At 51.1% G+C, this 19,100-nt stretch carries 16 protein-coding genes; 6 read left to right on the top strand and 10 right to left on the bottom strand.

Annotated features, from left to right (window positions below; translation table 11 throughout):
• Positions 1-367 precede the first annotated feature (367 nt).
• The 5 genes from ACNSPV_RS05765 to ACNSPV_RS05745 form a co-directional block, all read right to left on the bottom strand.
• Positions 368-1,756, bottom strand: a complete 1,389-nt coding sequence (locus ACNSPV_RS05765; RefSeq protein WP_348584223.1) for a site-specific integrase — start codon at positions 1,754-1,756, stop codon at positions 368-370.
• Between the two features lie 15 nt (positions 1,757-1,771).
• Positions 1,772-2,065 carry a helix-turn-helix domain-containing protein gene (locus tag ACNSPV_RS05760; protein WP_348585202.1) on the bottom strand — a complete coding sequence of 98 codons (294 nt, stop codon included), beginning with the start codon at positions 2,063-2,065 and terminating at the stop codon, positions 1,772-1,774.
• A 24-nt stretch (positions 2,066-2,089) separates the two neighbouring features.
• Positions 2,090-3,064 carry a MobV family relaxase gene (gene mobV / locus ACNSPV_RS05755; RefSeq protein WP_348584224.1) on the bottom strand — a complete coding sequence of 325 codons (975 nt, stop codon included), beginning with the start codon at positions 3,062-3,064 and terminating at the stop codon, positions 2,090-2,092.
• A gap of 190 nt (positions 3,065-3,254) precedes the next feature.
• Positions 3,255-4,571 carry a phage/plasmid primase, P4 family gene (locus ACNSPV_RS05750; RefSeq protein ID WP_348584226.1) on the bottom strand — a complete coding sequence of 439 codons (1,317 nt, stop codon included), beginning with the start codon at positions 4,569-4,571 and terminating at the stop codon, positions 3,255-3,257.
• Positions 4,572-4,644: 73 nt separating this feature from the next.
• Entirely contained in the window at positions 4,645-5,247 is a 603-nt protein-coding gene (locus ACNSPV_RS05745) for a CHC2 zinc finger domain-containing protein (protein WP_348584227.1), read from the bottom strand.
• A gap of 415 nt (positions 5,248-5,662) precedes the next feature.
• Between ACNSPV_RS05745 and ACNSPV_RS05740 the strand changes: the two genes are divergently transcribed.
• A complete protein-coding gene (locus tag ACNSPV_RS05740) occupies positions 5,663-6,478 on the top strand; it encodes a helix-turn-helix transcriptional regulator (protein WP_348584228.1) in 816 nt (271 codons plus the stop codon).
• Positions 6,479-6,752: 274 nt separating this feature from the next.
• Here ACNSPV_RS05740 and dcm (ACNSPV_RS05735) read toward each other — a convergent pair whose 3' ends face one another.
• Positions 6,753-7,994, bottom strand: a complete 1,242-nt coding sequence (dcm, locus tag ACNSPV_RS05735) for a DNA (cytosine-5-)-methyltransferase (protein WP_348584229.1) — start codon at positions 7,992-7,994, stop codon at positions 6,753-6,755.
• Between the two features lie 70 nt (positions 7,995-8,064).
• Positions 8,065-9,303, bottom strand: a complete 1,239-nt coding sequence (dcm, locus tag ACNSPV_RS05730) for a DNA (cytosine-5-)-methyltransferase (protein ID WP_348584231.1) — start codon at positions 9,301-9,303, stop codon at positions 8,065-8,067.
• A gap of 147 nt (positions 9,304-9,450) precedes the next feature.
• Here dcm (ACNSPV_RS05730) and ACNSPV_RS05725 point away from each other — a divergent pair, with 147 nt between their 5' ends.
• Genes ACNSPV_RS05725 through ACNSPV_RS05715 form a run of 3 tightly spaced genes read left to right on the top strand, consistent with a single transcriptional unit; the run spans position 9,451 to position 12,388 of the window.
• Complete coding sequence (locus ACNSPV_RS05725; protein ID WP_348584232.1) at positions 9,451-10,803, top strand: Sau3AI family type II restriction endonuclease; 1,353 nt, start codon at positions 9,451-9,453, stop codon at positions 10,801-10,803.
• A 1-nt stretch (position 10,804) separates the two neighbouring features.
• Positions 10,805-11,932 carry a hypothetical protein gene (locus ACNSPV_RS05720; RefSeq protein WP_348584233.1) on the top strand — a complete coding sequence of 376 codons (1,128 nt, stop codon included), beginning with the start codon at positions 10,805-10,807 and terminating at the stop codon, positions 11,930-11,932.
• Between the two features lie 9 nt (positions 11,933-11,941).
• The gene (locus ACNSPV_RS05715; protein ID WP_348584235.1) at positions 11,942-12,388 is read left to right on the top strand and encodes a very short patch repair endonuclease; all 447 of its coding nucleotides are present in this window, start codon (positions 11,942-11,944) and stop codon (positions 12,386-12,388) included.
• A 51-nt stretch (positions 12,389-12,439) separates the two neighbouring features.
• Here ACNSPV_RS05715 and ACNSPV_RS05710 read toward each other — a convergent pair whose 3' ends face one another.
• Positions 12,440-13,402, bottom strand: coding sequence for a hypothetical protein (locus ACNSPV_RS05710; protein WP_348584236.1), 963 nt, complete (start codon positions 13,400-13,402; stop codon positions 12,440-12,442).
• A 339-nt stretch (positions 13,403-13,741) separates the two neighbouring features.
• On the opposite strand from ACNSPV_RS05710, the gene ACNSPV_RS05705 reads away from it, so the two are divergent.
• The gene (locus ACNSPV_RS05705) at positions 13,742-15,094 is read left to right on the top strand and encodes an AAA family ATPase (protein ID WP_348584237.1); all 1,353 of its coding nucleotides are present in this window, start codon (positions 13,742-13,744) and stop codon (positions 15,092-15,094) included.
• A 394-nt stretch (positions 15,095-15,488) separates the two neighbouring features.
• On the opposite strand, the gene ACNSPV_RS05700 is transcribed toward ACNSPV_RS05705, so the two are convergent.
• Together ACNSPV_RS05700 and ACNSPV_RS05695 are read right to left on the bottom strand one after the other, a co-directional pair.
• Positions 15,489-15,737, bottom strand: a complete 249-nt coding sequence (locus tag ACNSPV_RS05700; protein WP_348584238.1) for a DUF6061 family protein — start codon at positions 15,735-15,737, stop codon at positions 15,489-15,491.
• An 895-nt stretch (positions 15,738-16,632) separates the two neighbouring features.
• Positions 16,633-18,525 carry a BglG family transcription antiterminator gene (locus ACNSPV_RS05695; RefSeq protein ID WP_348584240.1) on the bottom strand — a complete coding sequence of 631 codons (1,893 nt, stop codon included), beginning with the start codon at positions 18,523-18,525 and terminating at the stop codon, positions 16,633-16,635.
• 253 nt (positions 18,526-18,778) lie between these two features.
• On the opposite strand from ACNSPV_RS05695, the gene ACNSPV_RS05690 reads away from it, so the two are divergent.
• Positions 18,779-19,090, top strand: coding sequence for a PTS sugar transporter subunit IIB (locus tag ACNSPV_RS05690; protein ID WP_118529269.1), 312 nt, complete (start codon positions 18,779-18,781; stop codon positions 19,088-19,090).
• Positions 19,091-19,100: the final 10 nt, after the last annotated feature.

The following is a 19,100-nucleotide window of genomic DNA, read 5'->3' as shown; positions in this document are numbered from 1 at the left end:
CAAACAAAAAAAGCAGCGTCCATTTGCTCCCGGTGATGGGAGAAGTGAACGCTGCGCGTACTTGATAATTTTTAGGTTGTGTGGTATATAAAAGGCAACTGTTTTTTCAATACAGCCGCCCATCGGGGTGCGATACAAGCAAGTTGCTATCCGATGACCTCAAAAACAAATTGTACTACGATGGTTTTCAAAAAATGCTGTATCACTACTCGCACCAGAAAATGCCGTGAAATCGAAAGATTTCATGGCTTTTTTGTTTTGTAAGCCATGAGTGCACGGTTTCTGCACGGTTTTTGCACGGTCGGTGTTTTCCATGTCCGATGATGTAGGGCGCTGTATTGCATTGCAATCAGTGCCCTTTTTTGCATCAGGCGAGCAGGGCCAGGCGCAGCTTTGCCTTCATTTCCGGGTCGGCATCCTTGAGCAATTCCAAAAGAGCCGTCATGGAGATGGTGGGTTCGCCTGCGGCGGGTACAGCCTGTGGGCTGGAGGTGTCGGGCTTGGCATAGAAGCCGCTTTCAAACTTCTTGCCCAGCTCCACACGGGAGGACTGCTGGATATGAGCGTAGGTGTTCACCAGCATATCCGCACTGGCGTGTCCGGTAGTCCCCTGCACTGCCTTGATGTCGCCGCCGGAGATCATCAACTGGTAGGTGGCACTGGAATGACGCAGCCCATGAAAGACGATGCGCGGGAACTCCGGGTGTGCATCCTGCCATTTTAGGAACTTCTTGCGGATGAGCACCGGCTCCACCGCCAGACCGTTGGGCAGCCGCAGCAGCATCCCGCTGTTGCGGTACCGCTCCGGGTCGAGGGCTTCTTCCCGTTTCAGCCGTTCCAGCCACTGCTTCAGCTCCTCCCGCAAGGCAGCGGTCATAAAGATGGTGCGGCAGGAGGCTTCGGTCTTGGTGTCCTTCAGGATGAGGGAAGTCTTGCTGCCCTCCAGCTTGTCCGGGAAGATGCGGAGGATGCAGCCCTTGTCCACCTGCGCCAGCGTGTCCTTCTGCACCCGCTGCATGGAACGGTTGACGGTGAAGGTGCCCATGCCGTTGGCAGCATCAAAGTCGATGTCCTCCGGGGTCAGACCTGCCACCTCCCCTTCCCGCAGCGCACCCACCAGCGTCAGGTGCACCGCCAGATGCAGGATGGGGTCCTCCATGCTGTCCAGCGCTGCCCGCATCTCCTCCACCTCCCAGATGCTGCGCTCTTGGGTGGTCTTTTTGGGCGCTTCCACCGGGACGGGGCTTTTGATGAGGATGCCCCACTCCACCGCCAGTAGAAAGGAATTGTGCAGCAGTTGGTGGACCTCATGGAGGGTAGTGCCGGAAAGGGTGCGCTTCTGCTGCTTGGGCGAGAGGTCTCGCCGTTTGCCGCCCACATACTGCCCGCAGGGGGTCTTGCTCAGGGTGTCGTACAGGGCTTCGATGTGGTAGGGACGCAGCTTCTGCATCTGCATCTCCCCGATATAGGGGATGATGAGGTTCTGGATGAGGGCCAGATTGGACTGGTAGGTTTTCGGTGCCCACTTGTGCTTGCTGCACTGCTTGGGCAGCCAGTCCATCAGGAACTCTGCCACCGTCACCGTGGACGGGATCAGGAAATTACCGGTCGCCAGCTCATGCTCGATCTGCTTCTGGCGTTTTACCGCCTCCTCCTTGGTGGGAAAGCTTTCCCATTTGTCGCAGCTCTTGCCGTGCTCATCCTGATAGGTGTAGCGGACACTGTAAGAGCTGCCGCGTTTCGTGATATATGCCATAGATTTGCCTCCTTATCAAGCTGCCCGGTTGAGCCACGCATCGAAGCTGTCTTTCGGGATGCGGATGCTTCCGCCTGCCCGCAGGACACGGAACTCGGTGGTGCTGTTGCACAGGTTGTAGGCGGCACGCTGGCTGATGGCCAGCATCTGTGCGACCTCCTTCACCGTGTACACCAGCTTTGTGGTCTCAGGGCTGTTGGTCGGAGACTTGACGGCATTGGTTCGAGTGACCACCTCCATTGTAGCCGGATCGGAGTCCGACTGCAAGGACTTTTTCGTATAATCTAAAGATTTCACATTCTCGTACATTTTATTACACATAGGCATTTCTCCTTACTTATCGTGGCGCATCGCAGGCTCCTGCGTGCGGTTCTCATAGAATCGAATGACCTCCGGCGGGATGCTGTCCAGCGTTTTCAGGGCGGCTTCATAGTCCTGCCGCAGCTTGGCATCCTCCAGACGCTTCAAGACGCTCCCTTCCTTCGCTTTGTCCAGCGAGGCGGAGAGCGTCTTGTTCTTCTCTTTCAGTTTTTCGTTTTCGGCGGCGGTCTCCGTAAAGGCGACCTGATAGCGGTTCAGTTCGGTGCGCATTTTGGACACTGCCGGGATATAGCTGTCCAGCACCTTGCTGATCTCCGCCGCACGGCTCTTGCCGTTGAAGGGGGTGATGCCCACCAGCAGGGCATCCAACTGCTCCTTCTGCTTGGTCAGTTGGGTCATCTCCTTGAAAATGCGGGGCGGGATGTGCTCCCGCCCGGTCTGGCTGGCGCTTTCACCCCGTTCCAGCTCCGGGTACTGCTTGACCATGTGCTGCCAGAACTCGTCCTGCCACCTCACAAGATTCTTGCGGTTGCCAATGATCTCTTTCGCGCTCAGCCGTCCATCGGCGGTCAGGGGCACGAAGCAGAGGTGCAGGTGGGGCGTTTTCTCGTCCATGTGGACAACAGCCGAGATAAAAGTTTGGGTGTTCTGCTTGCTTTTCAGAAACTCCAAGGCATACTCGAAATACGCCTTGATCTCCCGGTTGTTTTTATCCTTGAAAAACTCCGGGCTGGCGGTGACAAGAGCCTCTACCACCCGCACGCTGTCCTTGCGGACACGGCAGTGGGCCGCTGTGATCATGCGGTCGGCTTCTTCCCGGTACCTGCCCTGCGGCTGCACCAGATGGAGGTTGTAGCGGCTCCGGTTCGTGTCGATATCCGGGTTGCTGGCGTACTGCTCTTTGGTGCGTTCGTTGTGGGCTTCGATGGGGCTGATGGCAGGCCCCTTGTACTTTTTGAATCGTAAAATGCCGTGTTGGGCTTTCATAGATCACGCTCCTTCTTGGGGTGTACAAAAATCTGTACGGACTTCAAATAATCTGTACGGTTCGTACGGCGTACGGAAATCCGAAATACAAACGATAACACGTCTTAATTTGCTTCGATTCGCCGTACAGGTGCATACAAGTACAGACCGTACAGGTTGTACGAACTTCTTCCGTGAAAAAATGCACTTTTTACGGGCAGGGGTGGACAAGCGGTTCGATGCCTACAAAGCCCCGCACCCTGCGGCCACCGGGCAGGTAGATGTTGTTGGTGGCTTCAAGGTTATAGCGGCGGTCATTCTGGCGCAGTTCGGCGCTGAAACGGATCGCCGATACGCTGTGGCAGGCGTTGTCCTCGCACCACTGCTTGTAAATGTCGTAGAACTCCTTGGAGCTGATGGAGCAGTCTGCCTTGAAACGAAAGTAGCCCTCGGACTCCATAAAGTCGATGACATTGTTGCTGCTGCGCTTGATGGTGTCCACGTTGGCAGCGGCTCGTTCGCTGACCGTGAAGCGGAAATCGTTCTGCACCAGCCGGTGCAGCCCTTCCAGACACCAGAGCAGGATGCCCTCCAACTCGGCGCACATCTTCTCCACAAGGAAAGGGTCGTCCGTGCGGTCGGCAGGCTTGTCCTTGGTGGTCAGGATGAGCTGGCGGCGAAAGAAGCCGTCCGAATGGTCATACAGTGAGGTCAACGCGCCGTTGCCGAAGCAGAGGAACCGGGCGTAAATGTCCCGCTGGTAACTCTGGACACCCTTGCGCTCCAAGTCCAACTTGGCTTCGGCAGTCACGATGGTCTTGATATAATTCGTCTTGGGCAGGGCGTTCATGTCCATATCATCGTCGATCATCAGCAGGCGGCGTTCCAGATCGGCACGGGCAAAACGGTTGTTCTCCACTTTCTGGACGCTGCCATTGCTGGCGGCATCCCCCATGAGCCGCTTGAGCACCAGCCCGATGCGGGACTTGCCCTCGCCGCCCTTGCCGACAATGAGCATCATCTTCTGCCCTTTGGTGCTGGGAATAAGGCAGTAGCCCAGATATTCCTGCAAGGTGGGGATGTCGGCATCGTCCAGCAGCTCGTGCAGAAAGGTCAGCCAGCGGTCAGGGCTGGCGGCTTTGGGGTCATACCTCACAGGCAGGCGGTTCTGGCAGAACAGGCGGCTCTCCTGAAAAGAGCCGTCCGGCAGATGGTACACGCCGTTCTGGAGGTGGATGCAGTCCTGCTCGATGGGGAACGGGTCGGAAAAGGCCAGCAGCTTGATGGTCTCCAGAATGTTGGTGACCTTTTTGGACAGGCCGGAGGTGACATATTCCTCGATGTTCTCCAAGATGCGCTGCTTGATCTCGCTCTCGTCCTCCACCGGACCGTCCAGCGTGTACAGCGTTCCGTTGACGCATTTCAGCGGCCACTGTTCCAGAAAGGCACGGCCAAACTGGACTTCGTCGATCTTTTTGCCGTTGTACCAGTCCGGCCATAAGGGGTTGCGGGAAATGTTTTTCTTCATAGGGTGGTTCTCCTTTAGAAAAGTGAAGTGGCGGGTCTCACGGTGAGACCCACCACTTCAGGTGAATCAATCGTCAGGCGCACTTTGCCAGAGCAAGGCGGTCGGTGCGATCCTCCAGCATCAGCAGGTACGACCCGGACAGCAGCCGTGCGGCGGCATCGGCCTTCTGCTGGGGCGTCCCAAATGCAACGCAGTCCGTCAGGTGCTCGATGGTCTCGGTCATGTGGAGGGCTTCCACGAACCGCTCGTCCAGCGGCTCCTCCGGGCTGGCGGGCTTGTAACGCTCTCGCCAATTGTGTAGCAGGTCAAGATAATCGGTCAGCACCCGCAGGCAGTAGGCGATGTCTGCCCACTGCTCGTCCGTCAGGTCACGCTTGGGCGGCGGCAGGGCGATGGCATTGGCGGGCGGCTTATCCGGGTCAAGCCCGAAGTCACTTGCGAGCTTCTCGGCGGCTTGCCGGGGGTTCAGGTCGAACAGCTTGGCGGTGAGGTCGATGGCATCTCCATTGGCTCCGCAGCCAAAGCAGTAATAATAGGTGTCGTTCAGCTTCATGCTGGGGTCGCTGTCGGAATGGAACGGACAGCACACCATGCCATGGCGGTCGGGCTCCATGCCGTACATCTCTCCCACCTGCCGAACGGTGATGGCGGACTTGATCTTTTGATATAAACTCAAAATTTCTCCTTTGGTCAAAGGCTCTGGCATGGATCAATTTGATCCCTGCCACGTTCAAAGCCGGTCTCCCTTGCTGCCTCCCGACAGGAAATCTTTTTGGACTCTGTGTCGGCCCCATGCAGGGCGCTCGCTCCCCCGATGGGAGGTCTTGGCGGTCTGGGCAGTTCGGACGGTCATTCTGTTCTCAAGGTCCTGGTATGAAAGATATTTCAGAGGGCTTTCGCGGGAAGCCCTTAATATGTTCGCTGCTGGGGAGTTATATGTTTTCTTTCTGTCTATAGGATAGCACCGCAATGGCCGCTGTGCCGTATATCCATAATGTCGGAAAACAGGTGCAGAAACTGCAAAATTCCACGCTTATGGACAGGAACCGCCGGAAGTGGTATACTGTGCAAAAAACATCGGAGGTGCGACCATGAACATCAAGCTGACACTGGGAGAACGGCTCAAAGACCTGCGTGTGGAGCGGAATCTGAAGTTGGAAACGCTGGCAGAGCAGACGGGTCTGTCCAAATCGGCACTGTCGAAATACGAGAGCGACGATGTGACCGACCTCAGCATCTATGCGGTGACAACGCTGGCTGAGTTTTATGGTGTGACCACCGACTACCTGCTGGGTGTGACGGAAAACAAAAAACGCCCAGATGCAGTCCTTTCGGACTTGCATCTGAGCGACGGCGCAGTGGACGTATTAAGGAATGGAAAATTCAATCATCGGCTGCTGTGCGAGCTGATCGTGCATGAGAATTTCCAGCGGTTCATGACCGATCTGGAAATCTATGTGGATGGATATGTCAGCGCAAACATTCAAAACCTCAATGCCGGTTTGGAAGCAACGCGGCAAATGCTGAAAAAGAAGTATGCAGCAGATGAAAACGATCTATACATGAGCACCTTGAAGCTGGGGCAGATCGATGAAGATGAGTACTTTGGTCGGGTCTTGTATGACGAGTTGGTGGCTATCCTGAAGAACATCAAGACGGAACACCGCAAGGACAAGACCACTTCGGATGGTGCAATAATCGACAACCTGATGAAGGAACTGGAGGATGCACAGAAACTTGAAGGGTCTGCGGATGAAAAGAAGATCCGAACGGCATTGAAGGCAATCGGCATCAACTACGATAAGCTGACAGAGGATGAAAGAAAGCTGATAAAGAAGATTCTTTATAAAACGGCAATGCTGAAACCGGGGACACTTGCAGGCAACCGGGGCAAGCACAGACGCTGATCATTTGCCCTGCGGCTTATAAGGGAAAACGCTGCTGCGGCAGGAAGGGGAACGTACACCATTGGTTCCTCTGCAAGCCTGCGCTGGGTGGGCAGAAACCATTAGCTGCCACGCCCATCTGCGCATCCTTCTGCCACAGAACAGGTGCTTGCCGGAGCCTTTCGCAGCCCCTTTTCCGCATCAGCCGGAACCAAGGTGTAACACACTAGACTTTGCAAGCAAAGTCGTGTGCCAAAGGGGTGCTGCGGCCCCTTTGGAAACCCAAGAGAAACGCCTATCCACTGCGCTGCTCGTCCTCGGCCAGTGCGCTGATCCGCTTGCCCATGGCCTTGACCAGAGGAACGACAAGCGCATTTCCCATGGTGAAATAGCGCAGTCGTTCCGGCATCCCGGCTGTCCAATCATCAGGGAAGCCGTTGAGCCGTTCGCATTCGATGGGCGTTAGCGTACGCAGACGTTGGGTCTGTGGGTCTGCGACTACATGGGTGCTGCGGGAAACGGAGCCTTCGCTGGTGAGCATCGTGCGGGCAGGAAGGTCGGAACGATCGGGGAACGCCATGGAACCTTCCGAAAAGAAATAAGTAGAACCGTTCCTGCGGTGGCGGGTCTCCTGCTTTGCGCCCTTGAGATACCGCCAGTGGTCGATGTCGGCAGCAGAGAGGAAATATCGCTCTGCAAGTGGGGTGGTCTCCAACACGGAGCGGAGCGGCTTATATGGGAATTGAAGAGGGATACTCTCGACGGAATAGAAGCGGCCGTTGACCATAAGCCCGGAGACATAGAAGTGGCAGGATTGTGCGGCAGACAGATCCTTCAAATCGAGGTAGCGAAACTCATCGAGCCATCCCTCGCTGTATTTCCGTTCAAAGCCATACAAGGGAAAGATGGGGGCAAAGAAGCCGTCCTGCAGGAGCAACTGATGGGCACCCTTCAGACCCTCCACACAGATGAGCTCCGCCGCTTTTCGGAACAGGGCGGTATCGTTTCGGAAGGCAAAGAGAAAGGTGCGCCGCCTGCGCTGTGCTTCGCCATAGTCGGCGGCATTTATCACCCGCCATTCAACGGCATAGCCTGCTTCATAGAAGCACCGCAGGATGATGGAAAAATCACGCCCTTTTTGCCATGCCGGAGATTTGATGAGCCGGTCTACGTTTTCCAAAAGGACATAGCGAGGCTTGTGTGCCCGTAGGATAGCGTTGATCTCCCACCAAAGAACGCCCTTCTTCCCTTCTATCCCTCGTGCGCCCTTTTTGGCGATGGAGTAATCCTGACAGGGAAAGCCACCGACCAAAAGGTCGTGTGGAGGAATGTTTCCTTTGGCGGTCACGATGTCCTGACAAACGTGTTCTGTGCGATGCCCGAAATGCCGTTCGTAGCACTCGAAAGCAAATTGGGAACGCATGGATGGTTCCCACTGATTCGCCCAGACAGTCTGAAAGCAGGAGGAAGCCTGCTCCAGCCCAAGGCGAAAGCCGCCGACCCCGGCGAAAAGCTCAACAACACGGATATTCTCCATGATAGGGCACCTCTTAATCGTGGCGAAAAAGCATAAAAACCAAGGCTGACTAAGCAGCCTTGGTTTTTTGTTATAAGATATCCAGTAATTGCTTGCCCATTTGGGTGATGAGCGGAACGACAAGGGCATTGCCCATGATGAAGTAACGCTGACGCTTCGGCATCCCAGTGTCGGTCCAGCCCGTCGGGAAACCGTTCATGCGTTCGCACTCCTCCGGCAGTAGGATGCGTAACTTCCCTGTTTTAGGGTCGATAATCGCATGGGAGCTGCGGTTCTTGGTGCCCTCACTGGTGAGCATCGTACGACCGGGACGGTCGAGAGGGTCTGGGAACGCAATGGGACCTTCGGAAAAGGTGTAGGAGTAGCCGGTCTTGGAAGTGCGCTCGATGGTCTTGGCACCCTTCATGTACTTCCACTTTTCCAGATCCTCATCCTCGATGAAGAAGCTTTTGTCGATATCGCCGTTGACAACGATCTCGCCAAGCAGCATCGGCTCCTTGCCGTTCGGGACGGCTTCCAGAGAGAAGATCTTACCGTTGCACAGCACACCGCTGTTGTAGAAAGCGGCTCTGAAACGGTTCGTTACATCAACAGTGTCGGTATATTCATTGAAATCGACGGTGGTCACTTTCTTGGGGTCTGCGACCTCAGAATGCACCGGGAACGCATGGGCAAAGAAGCCCTCCTGCATCAGCCAGACACGGCTGTCCTTTGTGTCCGCAGAGAAACACGAGGTCATACGCTTATACTGCTTGGTGGTGTTCTTGAATGCAAAGATGAAGGTACGCCGTCTGCGCTGGACGCAGCCATAGTCTGCGGCATTGATCACACGCCATTCGATGCCATAGCCTTCTTCCTGCAGGCACTTCAGGATGATGCCGAAATCACGGCCACGCTGGGATGCGGGTGATTTCAGCAGGCGGTCTACATTCTCCAGCAGAACGTAGTTGGGATGGTTCTTCTGGATGATCTGATAGATGGACCACCAGAGGACGCCCTTCTTGCCCTCGATGCCCTTAGCACCGGTGCTGGCAACAGAGTAGTCCTGACAGGGAAAGCCACCCACCAGAAGGTCGTGCGGCGGCACTTGATCGATCACGGTGGCGATATCTGCATTCACACAGTGGGAATCCTCGCCAAAATTTTTGTCGTAGCACTTATAAGCCCATTGACCAGCTTGGCCGGGTTCCCATTGGTTTGCCCAAATCGTTTTAAATCTTTCGGAACAACGCTCTAATCCAACGCGGAAACCGCCGACGCCGGCAAATAGCTCAACAACACGAATATCGCTATTTGCTGACACTTTCATAACACCCCATTCTGTGATATACTTAAATCTAAGTATACACTTTTTTGAGAAAAGGATCAACCACTTTTTGCGATTTTGACCGTTTTCTCACCATTATTATAGCAAAAACCTACCGAGGGATCAACCCCTAAAATTGGAGGGTAAGTCATGGAGCAGCGGAAGTACAAAACGAAGGCGGAAGTTCTCGCTCGTGGGCAGGAAGCAGTCGGCAAAACGCTGGGCGAGATCGACAAGACTGGGCGCATCGCAACAGGCAAGGGTGCCATCGGTACCGTTGTGGAGGAAAGCTGGTTTGGATATAAGCCCAACAGCAACCCGGCTCCCGATTTTGAGGAAGCGGGCGTTGAATTGAAGGTGACGCCCTATCGGCAGACCCCTCGTGGCATTCAGGCCAAGGAGCGGTTGGTCTGCGATATGCTGAACTATGATGAAGAATACTATAAGACCTTCGAGACCAGTGCATTCTGGATGAAGTGCGCTTGTATGCTGCTGATGTCCTATGAGCACCGGGATGGAGTGCCCAAGGTCGACTTTACGATCGACAAGGCAGTGCTGTTCCAGTTCCCGGACGAGGATCTGGAGGTCATCCGTAATGACTGGAAGATCCTGATGGACAAGGTCAAGGCAGGACAGGCACACCTGATCAGTGAGGGTGATACCATGTATCTGGCAGCGTGTCCGAAAGGCCGCAACTCGCAGGATACCCGGTCGCAGCCATTCAGCCCTATCCCGGCCATGAAGCGGGCGTACTCGCTGAAGTCCAGCTACATGACGCAGATCCTACGGCGGTACATCTTCGGGGACGAACCTTGCGAGAAAATCATCAAAGATCCGGCAGCGTTAAGAACAATCAGCTTTGAGGACTGGTTCATCGCAAAAGTCCGGCCTTATGTGGGTATGAGCAGGACGGAACTTAAGGCGCGGCTGGGCGTGGAAACGAGTGCCAAGAACCTCAACGAGCTTTTAGTGGCAGCGATGCTTGGCGTGAAAGGGCATCTGTCAAATACAGAGGAATTCCAAAAGGCAGGCATCCAACTCAAGACCATCGCCATTGAACCGAATGGCAGTATAAAAGAGAGCATGTCCTTCCCTGTGATGAACTTCTGCGCAATGATGAACGAAATATGGGAAGAGTCTGCGCTCTATGACCTTCTTGCACCGACCAAATTCCTGTTCATCATCTTCCAAAAGTCGAAGGACGGCGAGTGCTACTTCCAGAGGGTGAAATTCTGGAATATCCCGGCAGAGGATCTGGAAGAGGTGCATCATGTGTGGCAGCGTACGGTCGATACCCTACGGGAGGGCGTTCACATCTGGAAAGATGCCAGCGGGCGGAACTGCAATAACTTGCCTAAGGCATCGGAAAGCCGTGTGGCTCACGTCCGCCCCCATGGGCGGGATAGTACGGATACCGCGCCCCTGCCTACGGGTGGTTCTATGACGAAGCAGTGCTTCTGGCTGAACAATTCGTATGTTGCGGAGCAAATAAAGGAAGTATAAAATGGCAGGATATGTATTTGCTATCGGCGGGGATACCGAGATAATAAAAATCTGTGCAGAACGAGGGGTTTATGCGACTCGCTTGAACAGTTTGGCTTCAAGACCGTTTGAGGCAACGCTGGCGGATTATGTGTCCATGAAACCGGGTGACAATGTTTACTTTTTTAGTGAACGTAAAATCTATGGTATCGGAGAATTGGTTGCAGTCGGCCCAGATTGCAAGTATTCAAATTTTCCGGGTTCCTCAACTTGCGCAGCGGTAGATTACGCAGATGTGAGGGATGACCTGTTGGTCGATTCTGGTGAGGATAGTGTCTGGTACCGATGGTTATGCACTTTTAAGGCATCGCCGTACTTTTTTGAGGAAGGAATCGACACCGATGAGGTGCTGGTCTATAAACCGAACACGTTCAAGATGCTTCGTGCCTTTTGGAACGTCTCGTTTATAAAATTGGGCGATGAAGAAAACGAGTCCCTGAAAGAGATATTATTGCTTCGGCATCAGCAAGAAATGCGAACAGGTCAGCGTGTTTGGGAAAGAAATGAAGAGATACATGACCTGATAGGTGCACATGAGTTAGACCGATATTTGATCAAACCGGAGAGTTTGCTTTGCAATTGTGTAAGAGCAGATAGGGTGAAACATGAAATGGCCCTAGAGGTATCGGTCGTTTATGACTTATGTAATGAGGGAATCCCGAATCTTGGCAGATGGGATTATGTGTCCCATCAAGTGGTAGCATCCCCGTTCAAGCCTATCAATTATATGGATAAGATCGATGTGTTTGCTGCGAGATATTTGGAGGGGACAAGGATCCCGTGCCAATATTTGACCATTGAACTGAAGAAAGATAAGGCAGAAAAGTCGACGATAGACCAAGTCTTGAAATACGTTGATTGGGTGTGTGCAGAGTATGCGTATGGTGACTATGAAATGATAGAAGCCTGTATCATCGCAGCAGATTATGAGGATAATCTGAACGAGTACTATCGAGAAGTTGTACGACGGTACTATACGCTTGGAAGTCACCCGGTCCGCAATAAACAATGGAATCGGCTGAAGCTTTTGCGGTACAGCTGCATCGACAATAGAATCGTTTATGAGGATGTGACACCTCAGATACGGTGATAAAACCAAATGAAACATCCAAAATCATATGATACGACCCCGGAAACATCCAAGCGGATGTCTCGTGTCCACCTGAAGCAAGGAAAGGCGGAAGTGCTTTTGGCGAAGCGTCTGTGGCATCTGGGGTTTCGGTATAGGCTGAACGATAAGCGGCTCCCCGGCTCTCCTGATATCGCTATCCTGAAGTATAATATCGCCATCTTTGTGGACGGTGAGTTTTGGCACGGGAAGAATTGGGAAGAACGCAAATCAAAGCTAAAGCGCAATAGGGAGTACTGGATAGCCAAAATCGAGGAAAATATCGCACGAGATATTCGGGACGATAAGAATCTGCGAGCGCAGGACTGGTATGTTATCCACTTCTGGGAGAAAGAAGTGTTGAAAGATACGGATGGGTGTGTTGACGCGATTCGGGAATTGGTAGAACAAAGAGTAGAAGAAAGTTTGGATATATAAAAATCCACCGCATGGGTGGTGACCCCTATGCGGTGGAAATACATAGCGATATCAGTTCTTCGGATAAAGGATTTCGTCTAGTTCTTCGTCCGAGATGAAATAGCTTGCCTTTCCCGGCTGATATTCAAAGCCGTGATGATAATCGTGTAAGAGAGAAGGACATTCCTTGGCATAGTTACGAGCATACTGTGTATGGCTATTGCCGCGAATCTCAGCATCGTAAACATCCTTTTTATAAGGTGCCATCAAAATGGTACTGCCATCTTTGAGTTCCTTTTGACGGCACAAATCACTACGGTTGTCAAGATGAACCGTCTGACGATATTCGATAACCTGCTCTTTAAGAAATTTTTCTGTCGACATGAGAAGGCGTTTGTGAAGAAATGGTTTAGGACAAAGCCAAATACGCTTTCCATTGCAGCTTAAATCATGCGAGGAAGTTTCTCTCCAGGTAGCAAAGTCGGCATCCCAGAAGAAGCGAGGAACGCACGAAGTTGGATGTATAGTTAATCCATATTTTTCATACTGCATGAAAGTAAAGGTGCGAAGAACTGGCCAGATGATATTAGTTGTCCAGTCTGAAAGTCTATCTGCATCAATTCTATCAGCAAGAACAGGAATATCGGCGATGCTGTTAACGGCATCCTTTTCAAAAAGTCCATCCTCGACCATTTGATAAACAGCTGAGAAGATAAGTGGAAAGGAAGCGCCATTTCCACGAGGAGCACCACGGGACAAACCGAGTTGGGTCTCGTTGAGTTCGCCACAGGTATCGATTGTTAAGTTGCGGACTGCTTCAAAATCTCTTTGAGCTGCTGCATCATAAAGAGTATTAAAGAAAGACTGAATCAAAGCATCGGCTTCCATGGCCCAAGAATATCCAGCAAGTGCTGCAAGATGGATTCTTGCGGGGTCGACAAACAGGCGGTTGTCTGTCCCAACTTGAACATCAGCAAAATCTAAAGAAGCATGATGATGGTCGGGAAGACCGAACACATAAGAAAAATTATCCATGAAAATTTTCCTCCTTTTAAGGAAAGGTCTTGCATCAGAAGGAGGAAATCTGGTATACTATAATAGTCCATGTTCTCCTTTCTGACTGAGTTAAAGGGCGGTCGAACAAGAGGATTTCGGATTCATACCCGCTTGCACTGCAATGCAAGCGGGTTGTTTGCTACTGGTTATGAAAGTCAGAGAGCAAAGCCTAAATCCCTGTGCTGGAAAAAGTATAGCATGAATAGCATGGATCGTCAAGTAATGCGTAAAAATGATACATTTTCTATCAAAAGCGGAAGTTAATATTGAAAAAACAGGGGCTTAGTGATATAATAGGGGCTGCTAGGAGGTGTGGATATGTTCACGAAAATCAGATTGAAGAACTTTTATTCCTTCAAAGATGTAACCTTTGATTTGAGTAAGGGAACCAATTCATACAAATCCTTAGCGGTTGTGTATGGCGAAAATGGGTCAGGCAAAACAAACTTGATGTCGGGACTTGGAATCTTTATCGATTTAATGCGTACGATGGATGTGCGCGATATGATAGAGCAGATTCTATACGACCAAGAACATCCACAGGGAACAGGTGCTCCCTTGCGCAAAATTTCAAGACAAGATTTGGCACAAGCACTGCGATCAAGTGAGAGTTTATTTAATGAATGTCGAATGATTGGCAGTAACGAGCCGGTGTATCTACAATATGATTTTGTCATAAACGCAAAAAAAGGCTCTTATATAGTTGAATTCGGCGAAGATGGGATAATTCATGAAAAGTTGGAATATGTTCTTGAAAAACGAAAGGGAACATATTTTGATTTGACATTGGATAAAAAAATAATAAATAAAGCATTATTTAAAAATGATGCGATTAAAGATGATGTGACAAGTCAGCTAAGACGTTTTTGGGGAAAACATACGGTCTTGGCGATTGTTCTTCATGAGATGAATGATAAGTCAGAGCAGTATTTCAATGAAGGCCTATTAGAGAATTTCTTGACACTGCTTCATTCCTTCTTTAAGGTGTCCTGTTTTATAAAAAACAGTAGTGATCCTCATGCGCTTATAAGTGGACAGGCTAAAGGAAAAATTCTGTTGAATATTGAAGAAGGAACCGTAAAAAAGGGTGATGTAGAGAAAATCGTTAGAACAGAAAAAGTGCTGACGGAATTGTTTAGGGCGCTTAATGCGGACAATCAGGAATTATATTATAAAAGGATATCAAGTGGTGAAGATACCATTGATTATACGTTAAGAATTAAAAAGAAAATTTCCGGTCAGATACGAGATATGCCGTTCGATTTTGAATCGTATGGAAATCATCAGATTATCGAGATCCTACCGTTCCTTTTTCGAGCACTGTCAGGAGAAACGGTCGTTTTAGATGAGGCGGATTCTGGAATACATGATTTGCTCTATTCCAAAATAATTAGCGAAGCGATGCCGTATATTCGAGGACAGCTTATCATGACGACGCACAACACGCTCTTGCTTGATATACCGGAAATCAAGGATGCGGTTTATATTGTCAGAGAGAACGAAGATGCTGATAGAGAAGTTGTATCGGTATCCGAAAGCGGTGAGCGGATTTTCCAGCAAACAAGTATACGAAATAAGTATTTGACGGGTGCTTATGGTGGTGCACCTCATGTGGAGACAATCGACTTTAAGTCATTGATAGGTGTGATTGAGGATGATGAGAATCCTTGATTCGCAAAACGTATTTTTGAGCGGAAAATGTAAAACACCCGCCTATCTGTGGAAAAACCACAGTGGGCGGGTATTTTCTATGAGAAGAATAGGCGGTTGCACTGACTTTTACGCTGAAAATACGCTGACTTGGCACGGTTTACGCTGAATTTACGCTGAAAACGCGCAATCGCGCGAACAAACCGCAAACAAAAATCGCACGGGTGTGCATTCTTTGTGTGCGTGAAAGTGCGACGTGAAAGTGAAAACTTGCAAAAATAAACTGTAATACGATTGAATTTCGGAAAAGTGGAATCGCACGCTGGAATGCACGCGTGCAATGTTGCCTGAATAAAAGTCAGCGATAAAAACGCGCGTCGCGCGATTAGCGGTTTTGCCGCGCGTTTTCTAAGGCTCAATCCTCCAGTCTGCCGTGGTCACATCCCAGCGACAGGTAGTGCTCCATCTCCCCTCTCAGCACCATCTGTGTATACTCCAATGGCTTGTTCCACAGCAGCCAATCCAGTTCTGCCCGCTGTGCCGGGGTGTTGCCGTACTCGTCCTCCACAGCGATGCAGTCAATGGCAATGATGGTGCCATCCGCGAACCGGGCTTCTACCCGGTTGGTGTTCATATTGAAGCGGCAGGAAAGCAATTTTGTCATAATAGTATCCTCCAAGACTTGGTTTATGGTGTGCGGTCAATCGAACCAATGCCGTCAAGTCGTTGTCGGATGAAGTGGTTTTTAGTTTGTCCGGGAGTAAGTGCACGGTTTCTGCACGGTTTTTGCACGGTTTCAAAACGTGCAAAGGGTGCAAATCGTTGCAAAATCGGACAAAGGGTGCAGAAACTCGAAGTTCAAAACCTGCGATGTATCGCTGATAAATGACGTTAAAACGTAACTTCCAAAAATTGAGGGAATCACTCGGTGTGCGCTACGAATCAGTAGGCCGGGGGTTCGAGTCCCTTCCATCGCACCAAGAAAAACCAGTACACATTGTGTGCTGGTTTTTCTTTTTTGTTTGCGCGATGGAAGGGGCTCGAACAGGGCGGCGGCGCATAGCGCCGCAAGCAATCAGCCCAGTGCAACAACGACGACCGCAGCCTGCGGCTGAAACAGGGAGGAGTTGTTGGGGCCGCGTTCTGATTTTTCAAAGCCCTGCCAAGGGGCTGCGGAAAAATCAGCTAACGCAACCCGTTGCTGTTGCTTAGCCCGCGGGTTCCAACGCGTAGGAATGTCTACCGTGGAAGCTGTAAATCGAAAGATTTCATGGCTTTTTTGTTTTGTAAGCCATGGGTGCACGGTTTTTGCACGGTCGGTGTTTTCCATGTCCGATGATGTAGGGCGCTGTATTGCATTGCAATCAGTGCCCTTTTTTGCATCAGGTAAGCAGTGCCAGGCGGAGCTTTGCCTTCATTTCCGGGTCGGCATCCTTCAGCAACTCCAAAAGAGCCGTCATAGAGATGGTGGGTTCGCCTGCTTTGGCCCCTTTGGAAACCCATCAAAAGAGAAAAGCCGGATGCCATCTTAAAGTAGATGACACCCGGCTTTTTATAGGTTACCGCATTTGTGCACAGAATTCTTCAAAGGTATTGGTTTTAAGCAATTCAAGGGTGCGGGATGTGGAGTTGAACAATTCCACGATCCTGTCGAAGGCGGGTTTAAAGAACTTCATCTCAGCTTCGGTAATGCCGATCATCAGAACGAAATGCACCGTTTTCTTTTTCCACTGAATTGGCATATCATTATGGATAACACAGATGAAGGAACGGTCGGCGTACTGATTGATGGCGTGAGGCACAGCCAGTACATCGGTGAAGGCGGTACTGGAAAACGATTCGCGCTGCAGAACGTCCTGTACAAATTCCTCTTTCGCATAGCCATGTTTGACACACTGTTCTCCCATGAAACGAATGTAGGCTGCGGCATCAGACAGACTCACGTTGCGGAAATACAGTTCTTTGTGCAGCAGGCTCTGCAAAAACTGGTGGGCACGGGCAAGTTCCCGCTCGGTGCTGATGGAGCTTAGCTGGGCGCGGATACTTTCACAGTTGGCTTTGGTCAGGATCGGGCTGATCTGCACCACATGCGGATGCTGTATGCCCAGCGGCAGGGTTGTCAGCACAAGGTCGCATTCCGGCTGACGGTTGAGGTACCGGTTCAGGGGCAGAACTTCCTTTACGATGATCTGGTTGGCAAAAGCAACATTGATCTCGTGGATCAGCTGCCGTGCCAGCATATGGTAGGACTCCACAATCACTACACAGGTGGCGTGTTCCCGGCTCTGCTTGTTGTTCTCCAGATAGGAACCAATGTGAAACGCAATGAATGCGATCTCGTCCTCGCTCACTTCGATATGGTAGATCTGCGCAAAGCGGTGTGCAAAGTAGACCGCCATATCGTAGACAGGGGCATAGTCTTTCTTGAACTGCAGCGCAATGGGATTGGGGTAGCTGATATGGAAGGCACATCGCTGCTGCGCATAATACATGTGCAGGGAGAACTGCAGGATATAGTCGTTGTCAAATTCCGGGGTGCAGTACCGCTGGGACATCATGGAAAGGATGGAAGCCACATTGTGGATGAACTCCGGGCTGATGACGCACTGGATATCCACGGTTTCGTGCTCCACCGAAAGGGCAATCAACATCAAAATCTGTTTATAATCCCGCTCCGGGATGCGGATGCTGTATTTTTGCTCGAAATTTGCCGAGATCATGTCGGCCAGATTCACGATGTCTTCCCGATCCTGAGAGGATGCCAGCAGCTCGTCTACCGAGATGGGCGGTTCTTTGTCGTCCAGCTCGTTGCCGATGTTCAGCCGGATGAGGATGACCAGAATATGGATCAGCAGATTATTCAGCGCAAAATCGTTCAGAAATAGTTTGGACTCCTGACAGGTCGTGAACAGCTCCTGCATAATGCCATCGATATCCTGAGAGGGAAACAGCTGTTCCAACGCATCTTTAGAATTGAAAAAGCCGTAGGTGTTGCGCACGGCAAGGCTGCCGATCATTTTGCGACGGTTCTGCTCGCTGCCACGCAGATAGAACTGGTATTTCTGAGATTCGATGCGCAGGTCGTATTCTTTGGCGATCTCTTTTACCTGTGGGATGACGGTATTCAGAATGGTGCTGGAACTGACATACAGGGCTTCCGCTTCGTCAAAAGCGTTGACACCCTCCTTACTGGTCAATAGATCAGAGAGCACCTTCCAGACGCGGGATTCTGCTTCGTTGGGCAAGGTGTCCAGACTGGCAGTATGGCTTTCCAGACGGTAGCCCTCCCGGGAGGAAGTAATAACGGCCTTGCCCTCCTCGTTGATGGCTTTGATGTAGTTGCGCACCGTCCGTTCACTGGTACCAAGCATATTGGCAAGTGCTGCAGAGGAAATGCTCTGCGATGCGTCGGATAAGATCTTCAGCAGCTGCGTGCGCTTATCGGTTTTCATGCAGAGACACTCCTTCTATAAAAATACAGGTGAAAGACAGAATAAAAATTCATATTATATAGTATAGCAAATGGAAGAAGAAAACAAAACCATACTTTTTTCCGCCTTGTTGGAAAGATGAGGAATTTGCCGGAATCGGGGAAAAACTTTGTTTTGATTTCACAAACGGGCCTGATATACTGGGCACAACGAAACCCGGAAGCGATTCCGGAGAAAAGAATTGTTTCATTGGATATGGAAAGGAGCAATTGTTATGACCCGTATCTTACTTGCCTGCGGCATTGGTGCTTCCACCGGCTTTATGGCCGCCAATATGCGCAAGGCCGCAAAGGCTCAGGGTTTGGATGTTTCCATCCACGCTGTGAGCAAATCTCAGGTGCCGGAGTACGCCGACAAGATCGACGTGCTGCTGCTTGGCCCCCACTTTTCAGCCGAGGTTCCCAAGTATAAGGAGATGCTGAAGGACCACAATGTGAAGGTGACTTCCATTGATCCGGACGACTATGCTGCATTGGATGGCGAAGCCATTCTGGAGTCAGCCCTCGAGTTTTATGAAGAAGGTTGAAATGGGAGGA

This window comes from Faecalibacterium sp. 3, from assembly GCF_048323735.1.
GTDB lineage: Bacteria > Bacillota > Clostridia > Oscillospirales > Ruminococcaceae > Faecalibacterium > Faecalibacterium wellingii.
The sequence above is the reverse complement of the archived record's forward strand: the minus strand, read 5'-3'. Positions and strand labels throughout refer to the sequence as shown.